This window comes from Desulfobacula sp. (assembly GCF_021107415.1).
In genome coordinates, this window is record NZ_JAIOSW010000293.1 from 1 (window position 1) to 16,825 (window position 16,825).

The window sequence follows — 16,825 nt, forward strand, 5'->3', positions numbered from 1 at the left end:
CATGGGCTGGACAGGGACTGTAATCCCAAAATAGACGCCTGTTAAGATATAAAAAAGTCCTACAGAAAAAAATATCCCTGTTGAACTTAAACCATTGACCAGAATCATACCAAGTGCCAATGGCAGAATGGTTCCAAGATCCCCTAAAGAGCCTGCAAATTCCTGCCGGTTAAACTGGTATTTCAGTGTCAAAGGATCTTCCTTTTATTTGAGATTAAACGTATTTCAGATTTCAATAAACCGGTCATCAGATTTTAAAAATTCAGATTTTTCCTGGTTATTTTCAAGCCAGCCAACTGCTGTCACATTTTTTGTATCAAATTTCGGGACATAGGGTTTGATATCAATCAGCGGCGTTCCATTCAGCACATCTATTCCTTCAATAATCAACCTGTTACCTTCTCTTTTGAGCAACCGGACAATGGAGAGCCCGATGGGATTGGGCCGTCTGGGTGCCCGCGTGGAGAAAAGACCTCTTTTATGATCATCCATAAAAGGTTTGACGATCAGGCTATATCCTTGTGACTGATGAAAATGATAGAGAAGAATGATGTGGGAAAATCCTTCCAGATCATTTAAACCCTGTTCATATTCCCTGTCTATGACAATGGTTCCCTGAATTTTAGCAGCTCCAGAGGGCTGTATAGGCATGCCTTTTAAATCGTCAAAGGGTGTTTCGATTATACCGATTGGACTAATACTGATGCTCATTGTTTATTGTCCTTTAAATACTATTGTTTTATTTCTTCCATTTTGCTTGGCTTTATAAAGGGCATTATCTGCCCGGCTGATCCAGTCTATTGCATTTTTTACACCCGAATCTTTATAAAATCCGGAAATCCCAAACGACATGGTAATATTTAAAAATTTATTCTTCAGAATTTTTCCTGTTTCATCTGCCTTTTCAAATTTTGTTTTTTCAATATTTTTTCGCAACCTTTCAACAACCTGAAAGCCTGTTTCTTCATTTGTTTCATCAAAAATCAATAAAAATTCTTCTCCGCCATACCTTCCGGCAACATCAAAAACCTCTCGCATGGACTTGGAAAGGATATCCCCCACCTTTTTTAGCACCAGATCACCCTGAATATGCCCATAAGTATCATTGACCTTTTTAAAAAAATCAATGTCCCCCATGACAATGCAGGCAGATGAGGAAGGCTTTCGTGCAAACCGTTTTATTTTTACTTCAACTTTTTGTTTAATTTTACCACTGTTATAAAGCCCTGTAAGATTATCATATTCTGCCTGATGTTCGAACCGGGTTTTGAGTAAAATAGTACTTAAAAAATTACACATAATTTCAATACAAGCCACTTCATGATCCTTAATGGAAGACTCTTTCCCGCCAAAATCGCCGCCAAAAAGATAGGCCCCGCCAAAATTTTCCGGTAAATAGACATAACCCATGATATCGCATCCCATTCCCGGTACGTTGATATATGAAGTCCGCCTGTTTAGGAATGCCCTGACTTCATTAACATGTTTTTTGTCCGGGTTATCCAAAAACAATCTTAGTTTCCTGCCTTCTTTAAGGTCAACTCGTAAGCCTTTTGGATCCATAACTTTTACAATTTCAAGTATCAACCTGTTTTCAATGATATTGGAAACCTTATATAACACGCTGACATCAAACATCATGGTTTTTCGGATGATTTCCAAGGGAAAATTAAAGCTATCTTCTTTGCTTGCATTGGCATCCAGGTTTTGTAAAAAACTGGTTAATCTTCCCAGGTGATTCAGAACTATTTTCGCATCAGATTCAAATTTTTTCATATAAATTTTCCATTCTGAATTTGAAGATAGGATTGGATGGCATGAAAGCTTGTTCCAATGGAAAGCCCGGCACCGCATTTACTTCTCATCCAGTCCTGATGGGCCAGGATGGAGCCCGAGGCAAACAAATGATTAAAAACCGGTTTTTTCTTTTTCGTGACCGGCCTGAAAAAATCATCTGTTTCAATGCCTGCCTGATTGATCTTGTGACCGTCCGGATTGAAAAAATCAGGCCTGTGCCACTCTTTCCTGGTTTTTGGCTGGCAAACCGGCAGATCAAATATACTTTCATAAATCTTTTTCTGGTCAGCATAAAGGCCTTTTCCCAAAAACCTTCCTGTTGCCAGCAATACCGCCTTTGCATGTACAATGGCAGGAAAAATCTTTGATCCTAATTGGCACTCAAATCCTTTATTTGATGCTTTCAACACCTTTATCACCCGCTGGTTCTGCAGCAGGGTGACACTTGAACCTTCAATGGCTTTCATCAGTGTTTCTTTGAGCCTGATCCCGGGAACAGAGATAGGTGATGTTGGTATTTCAAATACTTTGATATTCAGTTCCTTTTCCAGCATGTTCAGGATCTTTCCTGAAGATTGAACACCTAAAATAGCCGGAAGACCCAGATAGCTTTCTCCTTTCAAAAGCGGTTTTACCAGTTTTAAAAATTTTTCCTGTATTTGCTCGGTTTCCAAACTTCTTGCTAAAAAGGGTGTAAATACTTCTGATCGCAATTGGGTGCCGGGAAATTCAAGACATTGAGTTCTGATACCGGGCCAATTTTTTTTCATCATTTCTTTAAAAAAAACAGCAGAGAATTCTCGCAATCCTCTAAAATCAAGGATCAGACATGGCCCTTTTTTCTTGAATGCTTCAATATTTGATCTCATGGTGACGGGCAGTCGATAGGTGGGCCTCAGAGTGCCAAAGGGTGTCATGACCATTGAGTTTAAGGCATCATATCCTGTATAGGTCAACCCCTGACTTTTCAAGGATTTTATCAGTTCATAAAACGCTTGTTTTAACGGTTCTTTTTTTATTTTTGCGTAAGGATGATCCGGCATTTGATCATAAATTTTTAAAACCATGTCCCAGGGCTTTTTACTGACCCTTTCTCTTTGTGTCAGGCCTTTTTGGGTCAGGGATAGTCCCCACAGATCCAAAAGACCACTTGAATATTCAAATCCGCCTGCACCACCGGCAACCACACTGTTAATCTTTCGGTTCGCTGCAAAAAGGGCGGCTGACATACCGGCCATACCTGATCCGATAATAAACAGATCTGTTTCAATATGTTGGAAAGATTCCATTAAAACCTCATTCCTTGTTATTTTTCAAATTCAAGCCCATAAAATCCGCAATACAAGGCTTCACAAAGCTCTGCCTGGGAGAGCTGACCGTCCCACAAAACCGGACGCTGCCCGATAAACCGTTCATGGAGCAGATCTTTTATATTATAAATACCATCATCATCTTTCAGGTATGCTTCGTCATACATGAATCCTGTAACCCTCTGACAGCAAAAGGTTCCCTGGCAGGCTCCCTTACCCAGCCGTGAGTGGATACGAAGAGCGTTGAGATCGGGCTTTTTCTTGGTTTCCTTAAGCCATGATATCAGCTGTTTAAACTGATTTTTTGAAATCATTTCACATTCACACATGGTAATATCATCTTTCTTGCCCTTTTTTGCCCAAAGCCGAAAGGATATCCCGGCTTCTGTCATCTGGCTGGGGGCTTTGGATCGCAATGGTTTTAATGCGGTCTCGCACTCCTTTGTGTTTTTGAGTTTCTTTGCAACCAAGTCTGCTGTTTTTTCAGCCATTAATCTAAAAGTCGTCATTTTACCACCGGTAATGGTGATAAAATTATCGATTTCATGTGCTTCATGATCCATCAAGACAAAGCCCCTTGAAACAGACCGGTCATCACCTGAACTGCCTTGACCGGAACCCTGTTCACCGATTAAGGGGCGGACACCGGCATAGGCCCTGATAATCCTTGTGTTCTCAAGCACGGGTACGATGGCTTTTGCTTCTTTTACCAGAAGATCGGTCTCTTCAATGGAGGGCTGTATCTTTTCAAGGCTGTCTATTCGTCTGGAAGTGGTTCCGAAAATAGACACTGTACCCCCGGGAACCAGGATATCCCCGTCAGAAGGAATTCTCAACCGGTTTATCACACGGTTGGTAATCCTGTTATGGGTAATCAAAAGACTCCCCTTGGAATAAATCATATCCACGTGAATTCCGGCAAGCTCTGCTATTTCACCTGCCCATGCCCCTGCCGCATTTACCACAATATTTGATTCTATTTCAAATATTCTTTTATTCAACAGGTCTCTGGCCACAACTTTTTGGATGACTCTGGATGTGGTAATAAATTTTGTAACCTTGCAATGGCTAAAATACCTGGCCCCGTATTCAATGGCCTGGTTCATATTTTCGAGGCTGATATGAAAGGGATCAACCGAAGCATCTTCAACCCTGAAGGCTGCCACGATCTCATTTGAAAGACCGGGCTCAAGCTCCATGGCTTGTTTCACACTCAATTTCCGGCAGGGAATCCCGGCCTTTTTACAAAGTTGTGGAAACAAGGAAATATAATCTTCTTTATCCTTCCGGGTAGCCACATAAAGTCCACCTGTCTCTTCAATACAGTGAGGGGCAATTTTTTTTAAGATATCCCCTTCTTTTTTGCATTCCATCGCTGATATGAGATCAGAAGAGACATACCTGGCCCCGCTGTGAAGAAGGCCATGATTTCTGCCGGATGCACCGGAATTGATCATGTCCTTTTCCAGGACGATGGATGAAATCCCCCTGAAAGATAGATCCCTTGCAAGCCCGGTCCCGGTAACACCGCCGCCTATAATAAGGACATCTGTTTTTAAATTTTTCTTTTCAATCATGAATTGCCTGGCCTTTTGTTGAATCAAAAGCAGTTTCTCCATCAAAACTCAGGATAATAGCCCCGATTTCAAATTTATTACCTGTAAGTTATGGATTGTTACCAATCTCCATGCTCTGTTTAAATACCATCTTTTCCTTATTCTTGGCAACTTCTTTCAATCTTGCATATCCTGACCAAACCCTTGTTATCGTAGTAATCAGACAAAGAAAAGCAAAAAAAAAGGCAAAGAAAGAAAAATGATCCGGAAAAATACAGATTATTGTAAAAAAAATAATGGTTTCCGTGCCCTCGGTGAGTCCTCCAATATAATACATGGCCTTATGAGGATAGGCCAGACTGTTCAAATCATATTTTTGGGCCATGACGGCAAAGGCAAGAAAACTGGTCCCTGTTCCCACAAAACTCAGTAACAAAAAGACTGCGGGAATGGCATTATTTTGAGGATCTGCCAAAGCAAAACCTGCAACCATACCGGAATAAAAAATAAAATCCAGGCAGATATCCAGGAACCCACCAGCATCTGTTTTATTCGTCAGTCTTGCAAGGGCTCCATCCAGCCCATCCATGAACCGGTTCAAGATGATAAAAAACAAACCGATTATGTACCAGTTCATCCATAGAGCAAAAAAAGCAAGCAGCCCTATACCAAAACCGGCAATTGTAACCTGGTCCGGTTTGATATCTTTTTTTTTAAGGATACGGGCACAGGCTTTCAAAGGTATTTGAACTAATTTTATCGCCCAGGGATCGAGCATGGATTTATCCTTCTTCTTTGTTCAGGTTTAATATCATCCCGCCCTCTGGGCAATCCATGGGATCATGGGTCACTAAGAGTGCCGGAATATTCATTCTTCTTATCTGAGTAAAAACAAAGGGTCTGATTTTTACCTTAAGGGTTTGATCAAGTTTTGAAAAGGGCTCATCCAGCAGCAGGGCAGCAGGTTCGGCCAAAAGACTTCTCAAAAGACTGACCCTTGCTTTCTGTCCTCCTGAAAGGCTTGAGGGATCACGCTTTTCAAACCCTTCAAGCCCTGCTGTTTTAAGGGCTTTGTCGATTCTTCTTTTTCGTTGGACCCTGGATACTTTCTCTTTAATGGCAAAGGCAAGGTTTTTACCGATATCCATGTGAGGAAAAAGAAGATCATCCTGAAAAAGCAGTCCGATATTCCGCTCTTCCATGGGCAGGGTTAGCATATTCCGGCCATATAAGCGGATGGACCCTTTGAGGGTAAATACAGGGTCCAGGCTTCCTGACACAGCAGACAAAAGTGTGGACTTTCCACACCCGCTTGGCCCCATAATGGTGGTAATCTCACCCGGCTTAATTACAAGATTCACCGGATCAAATATGGTCGACCCCTGCCTTAATATGCTGACCTTTTCCAATTCAAGAGACATAATCTTTTCCTTATACCTGCATTCCTTTTCTATTGTAATACAAAAATTTGGGGAAGATAATGGCCACTGCATAAATAATCATGGGTAAAAGCTGCTGAATAAGAGCATAAACCGCAATGGCCCTTCGATCTGAGCCCGATGCAATATTAACAACCTCTGTTGTAATCGTTGAAAATCTTCCTGCGCCCACCAGCATCGTGGGAATATATTGTGCCACACTCACGGAAAACCCGATGGCAAAAGAAAACAAGATCGGTCTTAACAGCATGGGTAATTTTATTCTAAACAAAGCAATTGTATAAGATTTTCCCAAAAGCATTGCCTGGTCGGTAAGCCGTCCGTCAAAAGCCAGATATGTGGCACTTAAGGCGATAAACATATAGGGCAGTACAAACAGCAGGTGAGACCCCATAAGCGTAATCCAATAACCGTCCATCTTCATGATAACCAGCAGAAGCTGAATACCTGCCATAAATGTGATCTGGGGAACCAGTAACGGAAGATATAAGAAATAATGGATATACTTGTTATAATTTTGGGTCTTGTTTTTCCCGATCTGATTTTTTTTGGAATTGACATCATGCTCCAGACAGCCGATGGTAAGAATCAGTCCGATGAAAGCCGATGCCATTCCTGTTAACAAGGTTGTCATCACGGGATCAAAAGATGAAACAAGACCCTTGGCCCAGAGTTTTAGTGTCCATGCTGCTGGAAGAAAATCAGGGAAACGCCACTGCCATGTTAAAGACCAGATTACAAGAATAACAGAGCAAACACCGGTGAACAGGATAGTGCAAATTACTATATAAAAAACTATCGGTTTAAACCGTGTTAAAAAAGAGTGCCGTTTTCCATTTGTAATCCAGAACCTTGAAAAAAAACCGGCTGTTCTTTCGATAAGATAAACAGATAAAATACTTAAAAGCACAATAAAAAAAAGAAATAAAGACCCGGCTGCAGCAAGCAGTTTAAAGCTTACATCCGGATCATTGAACCATTTCAAAATCAGTACGGCAAGTGTTGGTGGAGAGCTTGGGCCCAAAATAATGGCCATATCCACAACTGAAAGAGAATAGGCAATGATGGCAAAAATTGATAGCCGTAAATGAGGATATAATTTTGGAATTAAAATTTTCATCCAGATCTGCTCTTTTTTATACCCAAGCGCCCTTCCGGCCAAAAGTGTTTTTTCAATATCAAGCTGACCCAGGGCACCCATGGTAACCATAATCAAGAAAGGAAACTCTTTGATCGCCAATGCAATAGTAAGACTAATTCCTGCAGGGTCATTGAGAAGAATCCAGTCCGGTGGATAGGTAAAACCAGTCAAGGACGGTGATACCATCCTCATTACCCACCCGGAAGGTGCAATTAAAAAACCAAAGCCAATGGCAAATGCTGCATGGGGAATCGAAAGAATTGGGGAAAGAATTTTTTCAAAAAATTTCCATAATGCATTTCCATAAGAAAAGGAAATAAATAATAAGGCAAGGCTTACAGCACCAAAAGAGGCTGTTAACCCGGAGAAAAGCGTCACAAGGATGGATGTTTGAATACCCGGGTAAGAAAAAAGATCAAACCAGACAGATAATGAAAACTGTGTATGCCCTATAACGGGCAGGTAGTTCATGGATGGCAGGATTGTTCCAAGAAGACCTGCCAGAATAGATATACAAAACAAACCGATAACAAAGACAGGAAAAATGCGGCTCTTTTCCTGTCCAGGCATCTGCGTCATTATCTTTGTTTATTTGCTGTACCGTTTAAGCCACTCTTTTTCCAGGGCTTGAACCCATGAAACATGGGGTTCTGGTAAAACCTGGCCCAGGTCTTTGGGTGTCAGGGTTGCAATCCCTTTTGGAACAGCATCAAATAAGGCCTTATCCTTACCTGCAAGTTTTCGTGTATCAAGTATAGTTGGATCCCCCCAGATCTTCGGGTCTGCTTTTCTTGCCTGGGCCTCGGGACTTAAAAGAAAGTTGGCAAACACCATTGCTCCCTGCCTGGCAGATGAGTTGAAGGGTATGCCCACAAAATGAGAGTTGGCAATAGTGCCTTTGGTATGGATATAAGTCCTTACGGTGTTGGGAAGCTCGCCGTTTTCAATGGCATTGCTGGCAGAACCTGGATTAAAGCTTAGGGAAATAAAAATTTCATTATCATTTAAAAGACTTAACATCTGGGAAGCACTTACCGGGAATACTTTTGCTTTTCGCCACAAAAAAAGATGTAATGCATCCAGGTAATCCCATAAAGGCCGGGTATTTTTTTCAAAATCCGACTGAATCACCGGATGATTCAGCACTTCAGGATCATGGATCAACTCAAGAAGCGCCTGTTTAATAAATGTCGTGCCATGAAAACTCGGAATGGCTGGATAGCTTACTCTTCCTGGATTGTTCCGGGCAAATGCAAGAAGATCTAACATGCTTTTTGGATGTTTTGGCACCATTTGCTTATCATATAAAAATACAAGTTGGGCCATTCCCCAAGGTGATTCCATGTTATCAACCGGTATGGTAAAATCATAAAGCACTGTTTTTTTATTTTCTGTATCCACCAGATGATAATTAGGCAATTTTTGAGAAAAAGGACCATACAAAAGCTTGTTTTCTTTCATGGCCTTAAAATTTTCACCATTAATCCACATCAGATCCACACTGCCGCTTTTATATTTTTTTGCTGCTTTTTCAATAAAAATGCGGGAAACCACATCACCAATATCTGTTGCTTTTACATGGACCACACGGACCTTATATTTTTTTTGTACAACTTCTGCGGCCCATGCGATATACTCATTGATAGGTTGAGAGCCGCCCCAGGCATTGAAATATACAGTTTGCCCTTTTGCTGCCTTTACAATCTCAAACCAATCTTTTGCAAAGGCCTGTGAAAAACTTGATAAAAAAGTCAACCCCAGTAAAATTAAAAAAAACCGCTTCATGATATGGTAAGTTTCCTTTTCAGTAATCTATTTATGCTATATACATAATTTTTATTCTGACAGGGTTTTGATTGATGATCAATATAGGGATCTTTTTGTTTCAACTCTTTTATGGACTCTAAAAAATTTATATTCCCGGAAACAAATAGTATTGGAAGGGTTTTATCTGCTTTTCTGATATGATGATATACGTCCATCCCATTAATTTTCCCCGGGAGAACATAATCCAGGCTTACAACATCATATTCATTTCTTTTAAACAGATCCATTGCAATCTGTCCATTCTGAGCAATATCAACCTTGTGGTTACAGGGTTCCTGTGTCAATATCCGGTATTGTATATCTGAAATAGCCGTCTCATCCTCCACAAGAAGGATATATTTTTCAAAATGTGTTATTTTTTTTTGGATTTGGGTTTTTTCTTCATTTGTTAATTCTTTTTTAATGACAGGCAGGTTGATGGTAAATTTCGTACCTGATCCAAAGACAGATTCAACAAAAATACTGCCCTTGTGCTGCTTAATATATTTTTTTATATTGGACATCCCATAACCGGTTCCTTTAATCCCGGTTTTATATGAACCGGTCACATCGCAGCTTCCTTTCAGGGTGAAAGAGGGTTCATAAATCTTCTCAAGATGTTCTTTGGGAATTCCACACCCATTATCTTCAATTTCAAGACAGATATTGTTCCTTAAGCAATACGTCCTGATAATTATTCTGGGTTGGTCAACCATACTTAAGGCATGAATTGAATTTTGCACAAGATTTACCAGTGCATGTTCGATCATCCCGGGATCAGCAAGCAGGTCCGGAACTCCCGGCTTATCTTCCTTTATCAGTTCAATTTCTTTCAGATCAATTTTTAGCAGACTTAAAACAAGATCTATTTTATCATAAATCCTAAAAAATTCCCGTCTAGGTTCCTGGTCCTTGGCAAAGGCAACCAAATTTCTGGTTAAATTTTTTCCCCGCAAAGTCTGCTCAAATATTAATTCCAGTGTCTTTCTTGTTTCTGCATCCTTACAGTCAAGAAGTGAGAGTTCTGTATTACCCATAATAATGCCAAGAATGTTATTGAAATCATGGGCCATTTTTCCTGCTATCTGTCCAACCAATGCCAGTTTTTCATGTTCACCTGCAATTTGTTGAGCCTTTATTTTTTCTTCTTGTGCCAGCTTAAGCTCGGTAAGATCAATATCTATGCAAAACCTTTCTTTGCCCTGGGGTGTCTCATGCATAACGTGGGAAGAAAAAACAGGCACGATATTGCCATTTTTATCTATTAACTCAACTTCTTTTGCTGGTATTTTTTCTCCGTATTCAATCCACTTTTGAATGAGTCCTTGTATCTGCTCACGCATACCTGACGGTACAATAAGATCATCGATTTTCTTTCCTAAAGCCTCTTGTTCAGTATATCCGTATAGTTTTTCGCTTGCCTGATTCCAGAAGATTACTTTTCTTTGTTCATCATACCCTTGAATAGATATCCCTGATACATCCTCTATGATTTCACGAAACTTTTTTTCAGATGCCTGGATTTGCTCCTCTGCCTTATTTCGTTCTTTAATTTCATTATTGAGTCTCAGGTTTGTGTTATGAATTTCCTTCTTGCTGTCGATGAGATTCCCAATGACTGACCGTATAATCGCAGTTGTGATGAAAGTGACACTGGTCAACACTCCAAAGATGATGAGTAATCTCACTTTTAAACGAAATATCTCATCAGGAGAAGAGTCCAGGTTAGCATGAAAAAGTAAAGGAACCAAGATAGCCGCAATACAAAAAATCCAAACCAGTGTCTCTTTGTTGTTAGCAATAGAAAATATCAACACCGGAAAAATTAAAAACCAAGGGGCTTTGCTGAGACTTTTTTCGAAACCAATAACATACAGAAAATAAAAAATAAAAATAATGAGTAAAAACCGAATAATAATTTTTTGGGATGAGTACGACCTTTGAACCTCAGGCTTCCTGTTTAAATCAAATATTAAAAAACAAAGTGTCAAAAACATTATAAGGGCGATTCCAGCCGAAAAATACTGGGATTGATACAAATCCTGAATGCCGAAAATTATGAATATAGGCAGGCCGATAATTGTAAGAACCCTTATAAATATTTTCTGGGAAAGGACCTGGTATTCTGAGTAATTTCTCAGGTCAGAAAAATTTTTTTTAGAAAAACCCTTTAGCATAAGGACAAGATCACTTTTTTATAATTCTGGAAGTTTAATAAAAGTCAGCATACAATATGGAGTGGAACAACACAAATTAATTTCCAAAAATAAAATTTGATTTTCCGGAACCTTTACAATAAAACATTTCGAATATATGATACATAATCACTCAACCTATACAAGATAAAGTTTTACAAAGGAGTTTTGTTTTGGAAGATAACAATATTATTCGTTTTGCAAGCCGTATGGATCAACTGCCCCCTTATTTATTCGGAATGATCAACAAGATGAAAATGGATAAAAGACGTAACGGGGATGATGTCATTGACCTTGGTATGGGAAACCCCATGGATCCCACACCTGATGCAGTGATTGAAAAGCTGGTTGAAGTGGCTAAAGACCCCAAATCACACCGATATCCGGAAAGCTCCGGTATGCTGCATTTAAAAATTGAAATCGCAAAATATTACAAACGGCATTACAATATTGATCTTGATTCTGAAGCAGAAACTTATTTCACCATTGGTTCTAAAGAGGGGATATCCCATCTGTGCCTGGCCATTATGGGCCCGGGAGATTCCGTACTTGTACCCGCCCCTGCATTCCCGGTGCATATTTATGCAGCTGTCATTGCAGGAGCCAATGTCATGAAAATACCCATAGCACCTGAAAAAAGTTTTCTTGACCGCATCATCAATATTTGTGAAGCGTGTTATCCCAAACCCAGAGTTCTCATGCTTAATTACCCTCATAATCCCACAGGGGTTGTGATAGACAGGGAATTTTTCAAAGAAGTAGTAAAGCTTGCCAAACGCTTTAAATTTATGGTCATCAACGACTTTGCCTATTCAAAAATCACTTTTGATGGATATGAAGCCCCAAGTTTTCTTGAAGTGGACGGTGCAAAGGAAGTTGGAGTAGAATTCGGGTCTTTTTCAAAATCCTATAACATGGCAGGGTGGAGAATCGGATATTGTGTGGGAAACGCTGAGATTGTTCAGGCCCTTGGAAAAATTAAAGGTTATTTTGACTATGGAATCTTTTCCGCCATCCAGGTGGCCGGTATTATTGCATTGCGCGATTGTGATGATACTATTCCCGAGCTGGCGAACATATACCAAACCAGAAGAGATATTTTGTGCAGCGGCCTTGAAAGAATCGGATGGGACATTAAAAAACCAAAAGCCGGTATGTTTATCTGGGCAAAAATCCCGGAACCCTTTAATAAAATGAGCGCCATGCAGTTTGCCATTGAAATGATGGACAGGGCAAATGTGGCAGTAGCTCCCGGAACAGGATTCAGCGAAGAAGGAGAAGGTTTCCTGCGTCTTGCCCTGGTGGAAAATGAGGAACGGTTAAGACAGGCCGTTCGCCAAATGAAAAAGGCCATGGAAACTATGAGTGTTTAATTTCAACTGATTGCACATTTTATTACCTGCACCGCCTTTTCAACAGACAGGGTACCTGTGTTTAAAATAAGATCGTAATTAGCAGGATCGGTTGCATCACTGTTAAAATACCTTTTTACAAAGGCACTTCTGTTGGCGTCTGTGCTGACGATATGTTTTTGCGTATCATCTTTGCTCAGATTAAGACTTTTCTGTATATAGTCACGCCTGATTATCATGGGAGCAACAATTCTTACCCTGAGGGCTTTTTGTTTTTTTAAAACACAATTGGCACCTCTTCCGAGAATAACGGCATTTCCATGCTTGCCGATGGTGCCCAGTATCTTAAACAGGAGTTTTGAATATTCATCCGACCACAGATGATGTTCACTCACAAAATTGGATACAATATCATCAACGATATTCATTCCTTTTTCATCCAGGGTTTCAAGAAGAACCCGGCTGCTCTTTGATGTCTCAACCATGGCATCAACTATTTCATGATGAAAAAGATCAAACCCTGTTTCCCGGCAAAGTTGTTTTGCAACTTCATATCCCCGGCTGCCGGATTCCCTGGATATGGTGATAACATTGACGGTCTCCTGAATGGGCTTATCTTCCCTATTCCCCATTTCCCATCTTTGGATCTGCTCATTGATTATTTTATGAATAGACTTGCTCATGATAACCTCCTTTTTTAATAATAAACGTGGTAAATAAATTATTTTTGAGGTATATTCGCAGAATAAATTAAATTCAGAATTAAGTCAATTATTAGATAAACCTATCAATAATCAAGTGAAGAAACTTCAAGGGCATGTTTTTGAATGAAGTTTCTTCTGGGTTCTACTTCCTCACCCATAAGAAGGGTAAAAATTTCATCTGCTTTTTCAGCGTCTTCGATTTCCACCCGGAGCATATTTCTTTTTTCCGGATTCATGGTGGTTTCCCAGAGCTGGTCGGGATTCATTTCACCCAAACCTTTATAGCGCTGGGTATTGATACCTTTTTTAGCTTCTGACATGATAAATTCAAATAAGCTGTTCGTATCATCAAAATGATATTCTTTTTTCTCTTTAGCATCTGATTGCTTGGCAGATATGAAAAAAGGCGGTTTATCAAAATGTTTGATTTTTTCATATCCTTTTAGCATTCTTTTGTAATCACCGGTGCCCAGAATTTCTCTGCCGACTCTCACAAGGATCTGTTTTTCTTTTTTATCATATATATCCATTTCAAAGATATTTCTTTCCGGATCATACTCTATTTCACCAAGGGTATATCCATTATTTCCAAGATCTTCTGAAAGGGAAATAAAATTTATCTTTTCCGCAAGAAAAAATTTATCTTTCACTCCGTTTTTAATCAGGGTCAGTAAAAGATTTGTATCCATATCTCTTTTCTTCAACAGATTCACTGCAGTATAATAATCAGATAAATTGATTAAAAAAGAATAAAATTCATCTTCTAAAAGCGGTTCTTTATTCCTGTTTAGAAAGATATCTTTTTGACCGGTAATTCTCTTTACAAGGTAATTGGAATACTCTTCTTCGTTTTTCAGGTATACCCCGCTTTTCCTTGAACCTACCCTGAAAAGAGGTGGTTGGGCAATATATAAATATCCTTTTGAAACCAGCTCCGGCATCTGCCTGTAAAAAAAGGTTAATAACAGGGTTCTGATATGCGATCCGTCAACATCCGCATCCGTCATGATCACAACTTTATGATACCTGATCTTCTCAATGTCATACTCTTCACTGCCAACACCGGTTCCTAGAACGGTAATCATATTTTTGATTTCATCACTTCTCAAAATTTTATCAAATCTGGCCTTTTCAACATTTAAAATTTTTCCCTTAAGGGGAAGTATAGCCTGGAAGCGTCTGTCTCTTCCCTGTTTGGCACTGCCGCCTGCAGAATCTCCCTCCACAAGAAATAATTCTCTTTCAACAGGATCTGCATACTGACATTCAGCCAGTTTTCCCGGTAAGGTTGAATCCATCAGAGTCCCTTTTTTTCTGGCAAGTTCCCTGGCTCTTTTGGCGGCATCCCTGGCCCTTGCCGCATCAACGGCCTTGGCAATAATTTTCTTTGCAACTATTGGATTTTCTTCAAGATACTGAGCTAATTTTTCATTGAGAAGAGATTCAACAATTCCTTTAACTTCATTATTACCCAGCTTTGTTTTTGTCTGACCCTCAAACTGGGGTTCCATCAGTTTCACGGAAATAATAACAGAAAGACCTTCTCTCATATCATCACCACCGATTTTAATGCTCTGCATATTTTTTGGCAGATTATTTGATCCCGAAGAAATATAGGAGTTTACAGTACGGGTTAACGCACCTTTAAAGCCTGATACATGAAATCCACCTTCAAGAGTCCTGATATTATTGGCAAATGAATAGAGTTTTTCCTTAAATGTGTCATTATATTGAATAGCTACTTCTATCTGCACATCTTTTTTAGCCCCTTCAATATGAATAGGATCATGCAAAGGTGTGCAGGACCGATTCAAATATTTAACAAAAGAAACAATTCCGCCTTCATAATAAAAATTTTCTTTTTCAGCCGATCTTTCATCCTCAATAATAATTCTGACACCTTTGTTTAAAAATGCAAGCTCTCGCATTCTTCGGGTAAGGGTCTCAAAAATAAATTCATTCTCATTCATGATTTCAAAATCAGGAGTGAAAGTAATCTTTGTTCCCCGTTTATCCGTATCCCCTTTAATGATCAGTTCGGTTATCACCTTTCCTTTGGAATAGGACTGATGATAAATTTTTCCGTTTTTATAGACTTCCATTTCAAGAATCTGGGAGAGTGCATTAACAACGGAAATTCCCACGCCGTGCAACCCGCCGGATACTTTATAGGAATCTTTATCAAACTTACCCCCGGCATGGAGTTTGGTCATTACCACTTCACAGGCAGGAATGTGTTCTGTTTCATGCATTTCAACAGGAATTCCACGACCATTATCTTCCACACTTACACGCATATCAGGATGAATGGTCACAATGATCTTATCACACTCTCCTGCCATGGCCTCATCAATACTATTATCCACCACTTCATAAACCAGATGGTGAAGGCCTTGAAGATCGATATTTCCTATATACATAGAAGGTCTTTTACGTACTGCTTCAAGACCTTCAAGTACTTTTATGCTGTCCGCACTATACTCTTTTGTTTCTTTATTATTTTTCACGTGTGACCTTTAGGTTATGATATATGCATCGCCATTATGACACAAATAAGTTTATCATCATCAAGACCCCTGATAATACAGGGACTTTTACTGTCTTTAATATTTATAACAACAATATTATCTTCAAAAAGGTTTAAAGCATCCATAAAATATCTCGGATTAAAAGCACTTTTAATCTCCTCTCCTGAATATGAAATCATCATCTCTTCTTTTGATTCGCCTATTTCAGGATTGGTAATGGTAACCACCAGTTCATTCTCTTTAAAATTTAAAATAACACTTTTAAAATCATCAGAGGTTAAAATAGATATCCTTTTCATAAGGTTTGTAAACATGATTTTGTCCATTTCAATGGGAATCATATCTTCATGGTTTATCACGGGTTTATAATCGGGATATTCTCCTTCAAGAAGTTTAATCATAATGGATTCATTTTTATTTTGAAAAATAAAATAATTATCTTTAATACCCACTTTTATACCGTCTTTACTGCTGTCAATAAATTTACTCAACTCAGACAATCCTTTTTTAGGAATAATTACACTTTCGTCCGGCAGTAAAAGTTCTCCTTTGAATAGTGCATCATAACAATGAAGCCGTCTTGAATCCGTTGATACTATTCTTATTTTTTCTCCATTATCTGTTGATATTTTTTCGATCAAAGATCCTATGACATAAATTCGTTTTTCTTCACCTGAATAATTCACTATTGAGGCTATATCAACCATCTTTTTCAGGTCTGTGGAAGTAATTTCTATAAATTCTATATTTTCTATGACCGGGGTTTCAGGAAAATTTTCATAATCTGAAGATACAATATGAAAAATACTGTCTCCTTTTCCAATTTCAACCCACCTGTTTTCTACTTCGTTAACTAAAATTTTATTTTCCGGGTATTCTCTGATAATTTCAAAAAATTTTTTAGAATTAATAGACAAAATCCCTTCTGTTTCCACCTGGGCTTCATAGGTTCCAAGAAAAACGGTTTCCAGATCATTGGCTGTGATACTAATCTGTG

At 39.1% G+C, this 16,825-nt stretch carries 14 protein-coding genes; 1 reads left to right on the forward strand and 13 read right to left on the reverse strand.

The genetic code is table 11. From position 1 onward, the window contains the following. From K8S13_RS15245 to K8S13_RS15290, 10 genes are all read right to left on the reverse strand, one after another. A partial coding sequence (locus K8S13_RS15245) for a putative sulfate/molybdate transporter (protein ID WP_291463776.1) occupies nt 1-192 on the reverse strand: 192 nt, incomplete at its 3' end. Nucleotides 193-225: 33 nt separating this feature from the next. Beyond that, nucleotides 226-711 (reverse strand): tRNA (N6-threonylcarbamoyladenosine(37)-N6)-methyltransferase TrmO, encoded by a 486-nt coding sequence (gene tsaA / locus K8S13_RS15250; RefSeq protein WP_291463777.1) that lies wholly within the window; start codon nt 709-711, stop codon nt 226-228. A gap of 3 nt (nt 712-714) precedes the next feature. Then, nucleotides 715-1,776 carry a GGDEF domain-containing protein gene (locus K8S13_RS15255; protein ID WP_291463778.1) on the reverse strand — a complete coding sequence of 354 codons (1,062 nt, stop codon included), beginning with the start codon at nt 1,774-1,776 and terminating at the stop codon, nt 715-717. After that, nucleotides 1,773-3,086 (reverse strand): glycerol-3-phosphate dehydrogenase subunit GlpB, encoded by a 1,314-nt coding sequence (glpB, locus tag K8S13_RS15260; RefSeq protein WP_291463779.1) that lies wholly within the window; start codon nt 3,084-3,086, stop codon nt 1,773-1,775. The genes K8S13_RS15255 and glpB overlap by 4 nt, the downstream gene beginning before the upstream one ends. 17 nt (nt 3,087-3,103) lie before the next feature. After that, nucleotides 3,104-4,711 carry an anaerobic glycerol-3-phosphate dehydrogenase subunit GlpA gene (gene glpA / locus K8S13_RS15265; RefSeq protein WP_291463780.1) on the reverse strand — a complete coding sequence of 536 codons (1,608 nt, stop codon included), beginning with the start codon at nt 4,709-4,711 and terminating at the stop codon, nt 3,104-3,106. A gap of 61 nt (nt 4,712-4,772) precedes the next feature. Next, the gene (locus K8S13_RS15270) at nt 4,773-5,441 is read right to left on the reverse strand and encodes a CDP-alcohol phosphatidyltransferase family protein (RefSeq protein ID WP_291463781.1); all 669 of its coding nucleotides are present in this window, start codon (nt 5,439-5,441) and stop codon (nt 4,773-4,775) included. Nucleotides 5,442-5,445: 4 nt separating this feature from the next. Beyond that, entirely contained in the window at nt 5,446-6,084 is a 639-nt protein-coding gene (locus tag K8S13_RS15275) for an ATP-binding cassette domain-containing protein (RefSeq protein WP_291463782.1), read from the reverse strand. Between the two features lie 10 nt (nt 6,085-6,094). Beyond that, the gene (locus K8S13_RS15280; protein WP_291463783.1) at nt 6,095-7,822 is read right to left on the reverse strand and encodes a hypothetical protein; all 1,728 of its coding nucleotides are present in this window, start codon (nt 7,820-7,822) and stop codon (nt 6,095-6,097) included. Between the two features lie 9 nt (nt 7,823-7,831). Continuing rightward, nucleotides 7,832-9,028 carry an ABC transporter substrate-binding protein gene (locus tag K8S13_RS15285; RefSeq protein WP_291463784.1) on the reverse strand — a complete coding sequence of 399 codons (1,197 nt, stop codon included), beginning with the start codon at nt 9,026-9,028 and terminating at the stop codon, nt 7,832-7,834. Then, a complete protein-coding gene (locus tag K8S13_RS15290) occupies nt 9,025-10,737 on the reverse strand; it encodes an ATP-binding protein (protein ID WP_291463785.1) in 1,713 nt (570 codons plus the stop codon). The genes K8S13_RS15285 and K8S13_RS15290 overlap by 4 nt, the downstream gene beginning before the upstream one ends. Before the next feature lie 680 nt (nt 10,738-11,417). Between K8S13_RS15290 and K8S13_RS15295 the strand changes: the two genes are divergently transcribed. Continuing rightward, nucleotides 11,418-12,617 carry an aminotransferase class I/II-fold pyridoxal phosphate-dependent enzyme gene (locus K8S13_RS15295; protein WP_291463786.1) on the forward strand — a complete coding sequence of 400 codons (1,200 nt, stop codon included), beginning with the start codon at nt 11,418-11,420 and terminating at the stop codon, nt 12,615-12,617. A 2-nt stretch (nt 12,618-12,619) separates the two neighbouring features. On the opposite strand, the gene K8S13_RS15300 is transcribed toward K8S13_RS15295, so the two are convergent. The 3 genes from K8S13_RS15300 to dnaN all read right to left on the reverse strand — a co-directional run. Next, complete coding sequence (locus tag K8S13_RS15300; protein ID WP_291463787.1) at nt 12,620-13,279, reverse strand: AAA family ATPase; 660 nt, start codon at nt 13,277-13,279, stop codon at nt 12,620-12,622. A 104-nt stretch (nt 13,280-13,383) separates the two neighbouring features. Further along, a complete protein-coding gene (gene gyrB / locus K8S13_RS15305; protein WP_291463788.1) occupies nt 13,384-15,807 on the reverse strand; it encodes a DNA topoisomerase (ATP-hydrolyzing) subunit B in 2,424 nt (807 codons plus the stop codon). A 14-nt stretch (nt 15,808-15,821) separates the two neighbouring features. After that, the coding region (gene dnaN / locus K8S13_RS15310; RefSeq protein ID WP_291463789.1) for a DNA polymerase III subunit beta at nt 15,822-16,825 on the reverse strand (1,004 nt) is incomplete at its 5' end.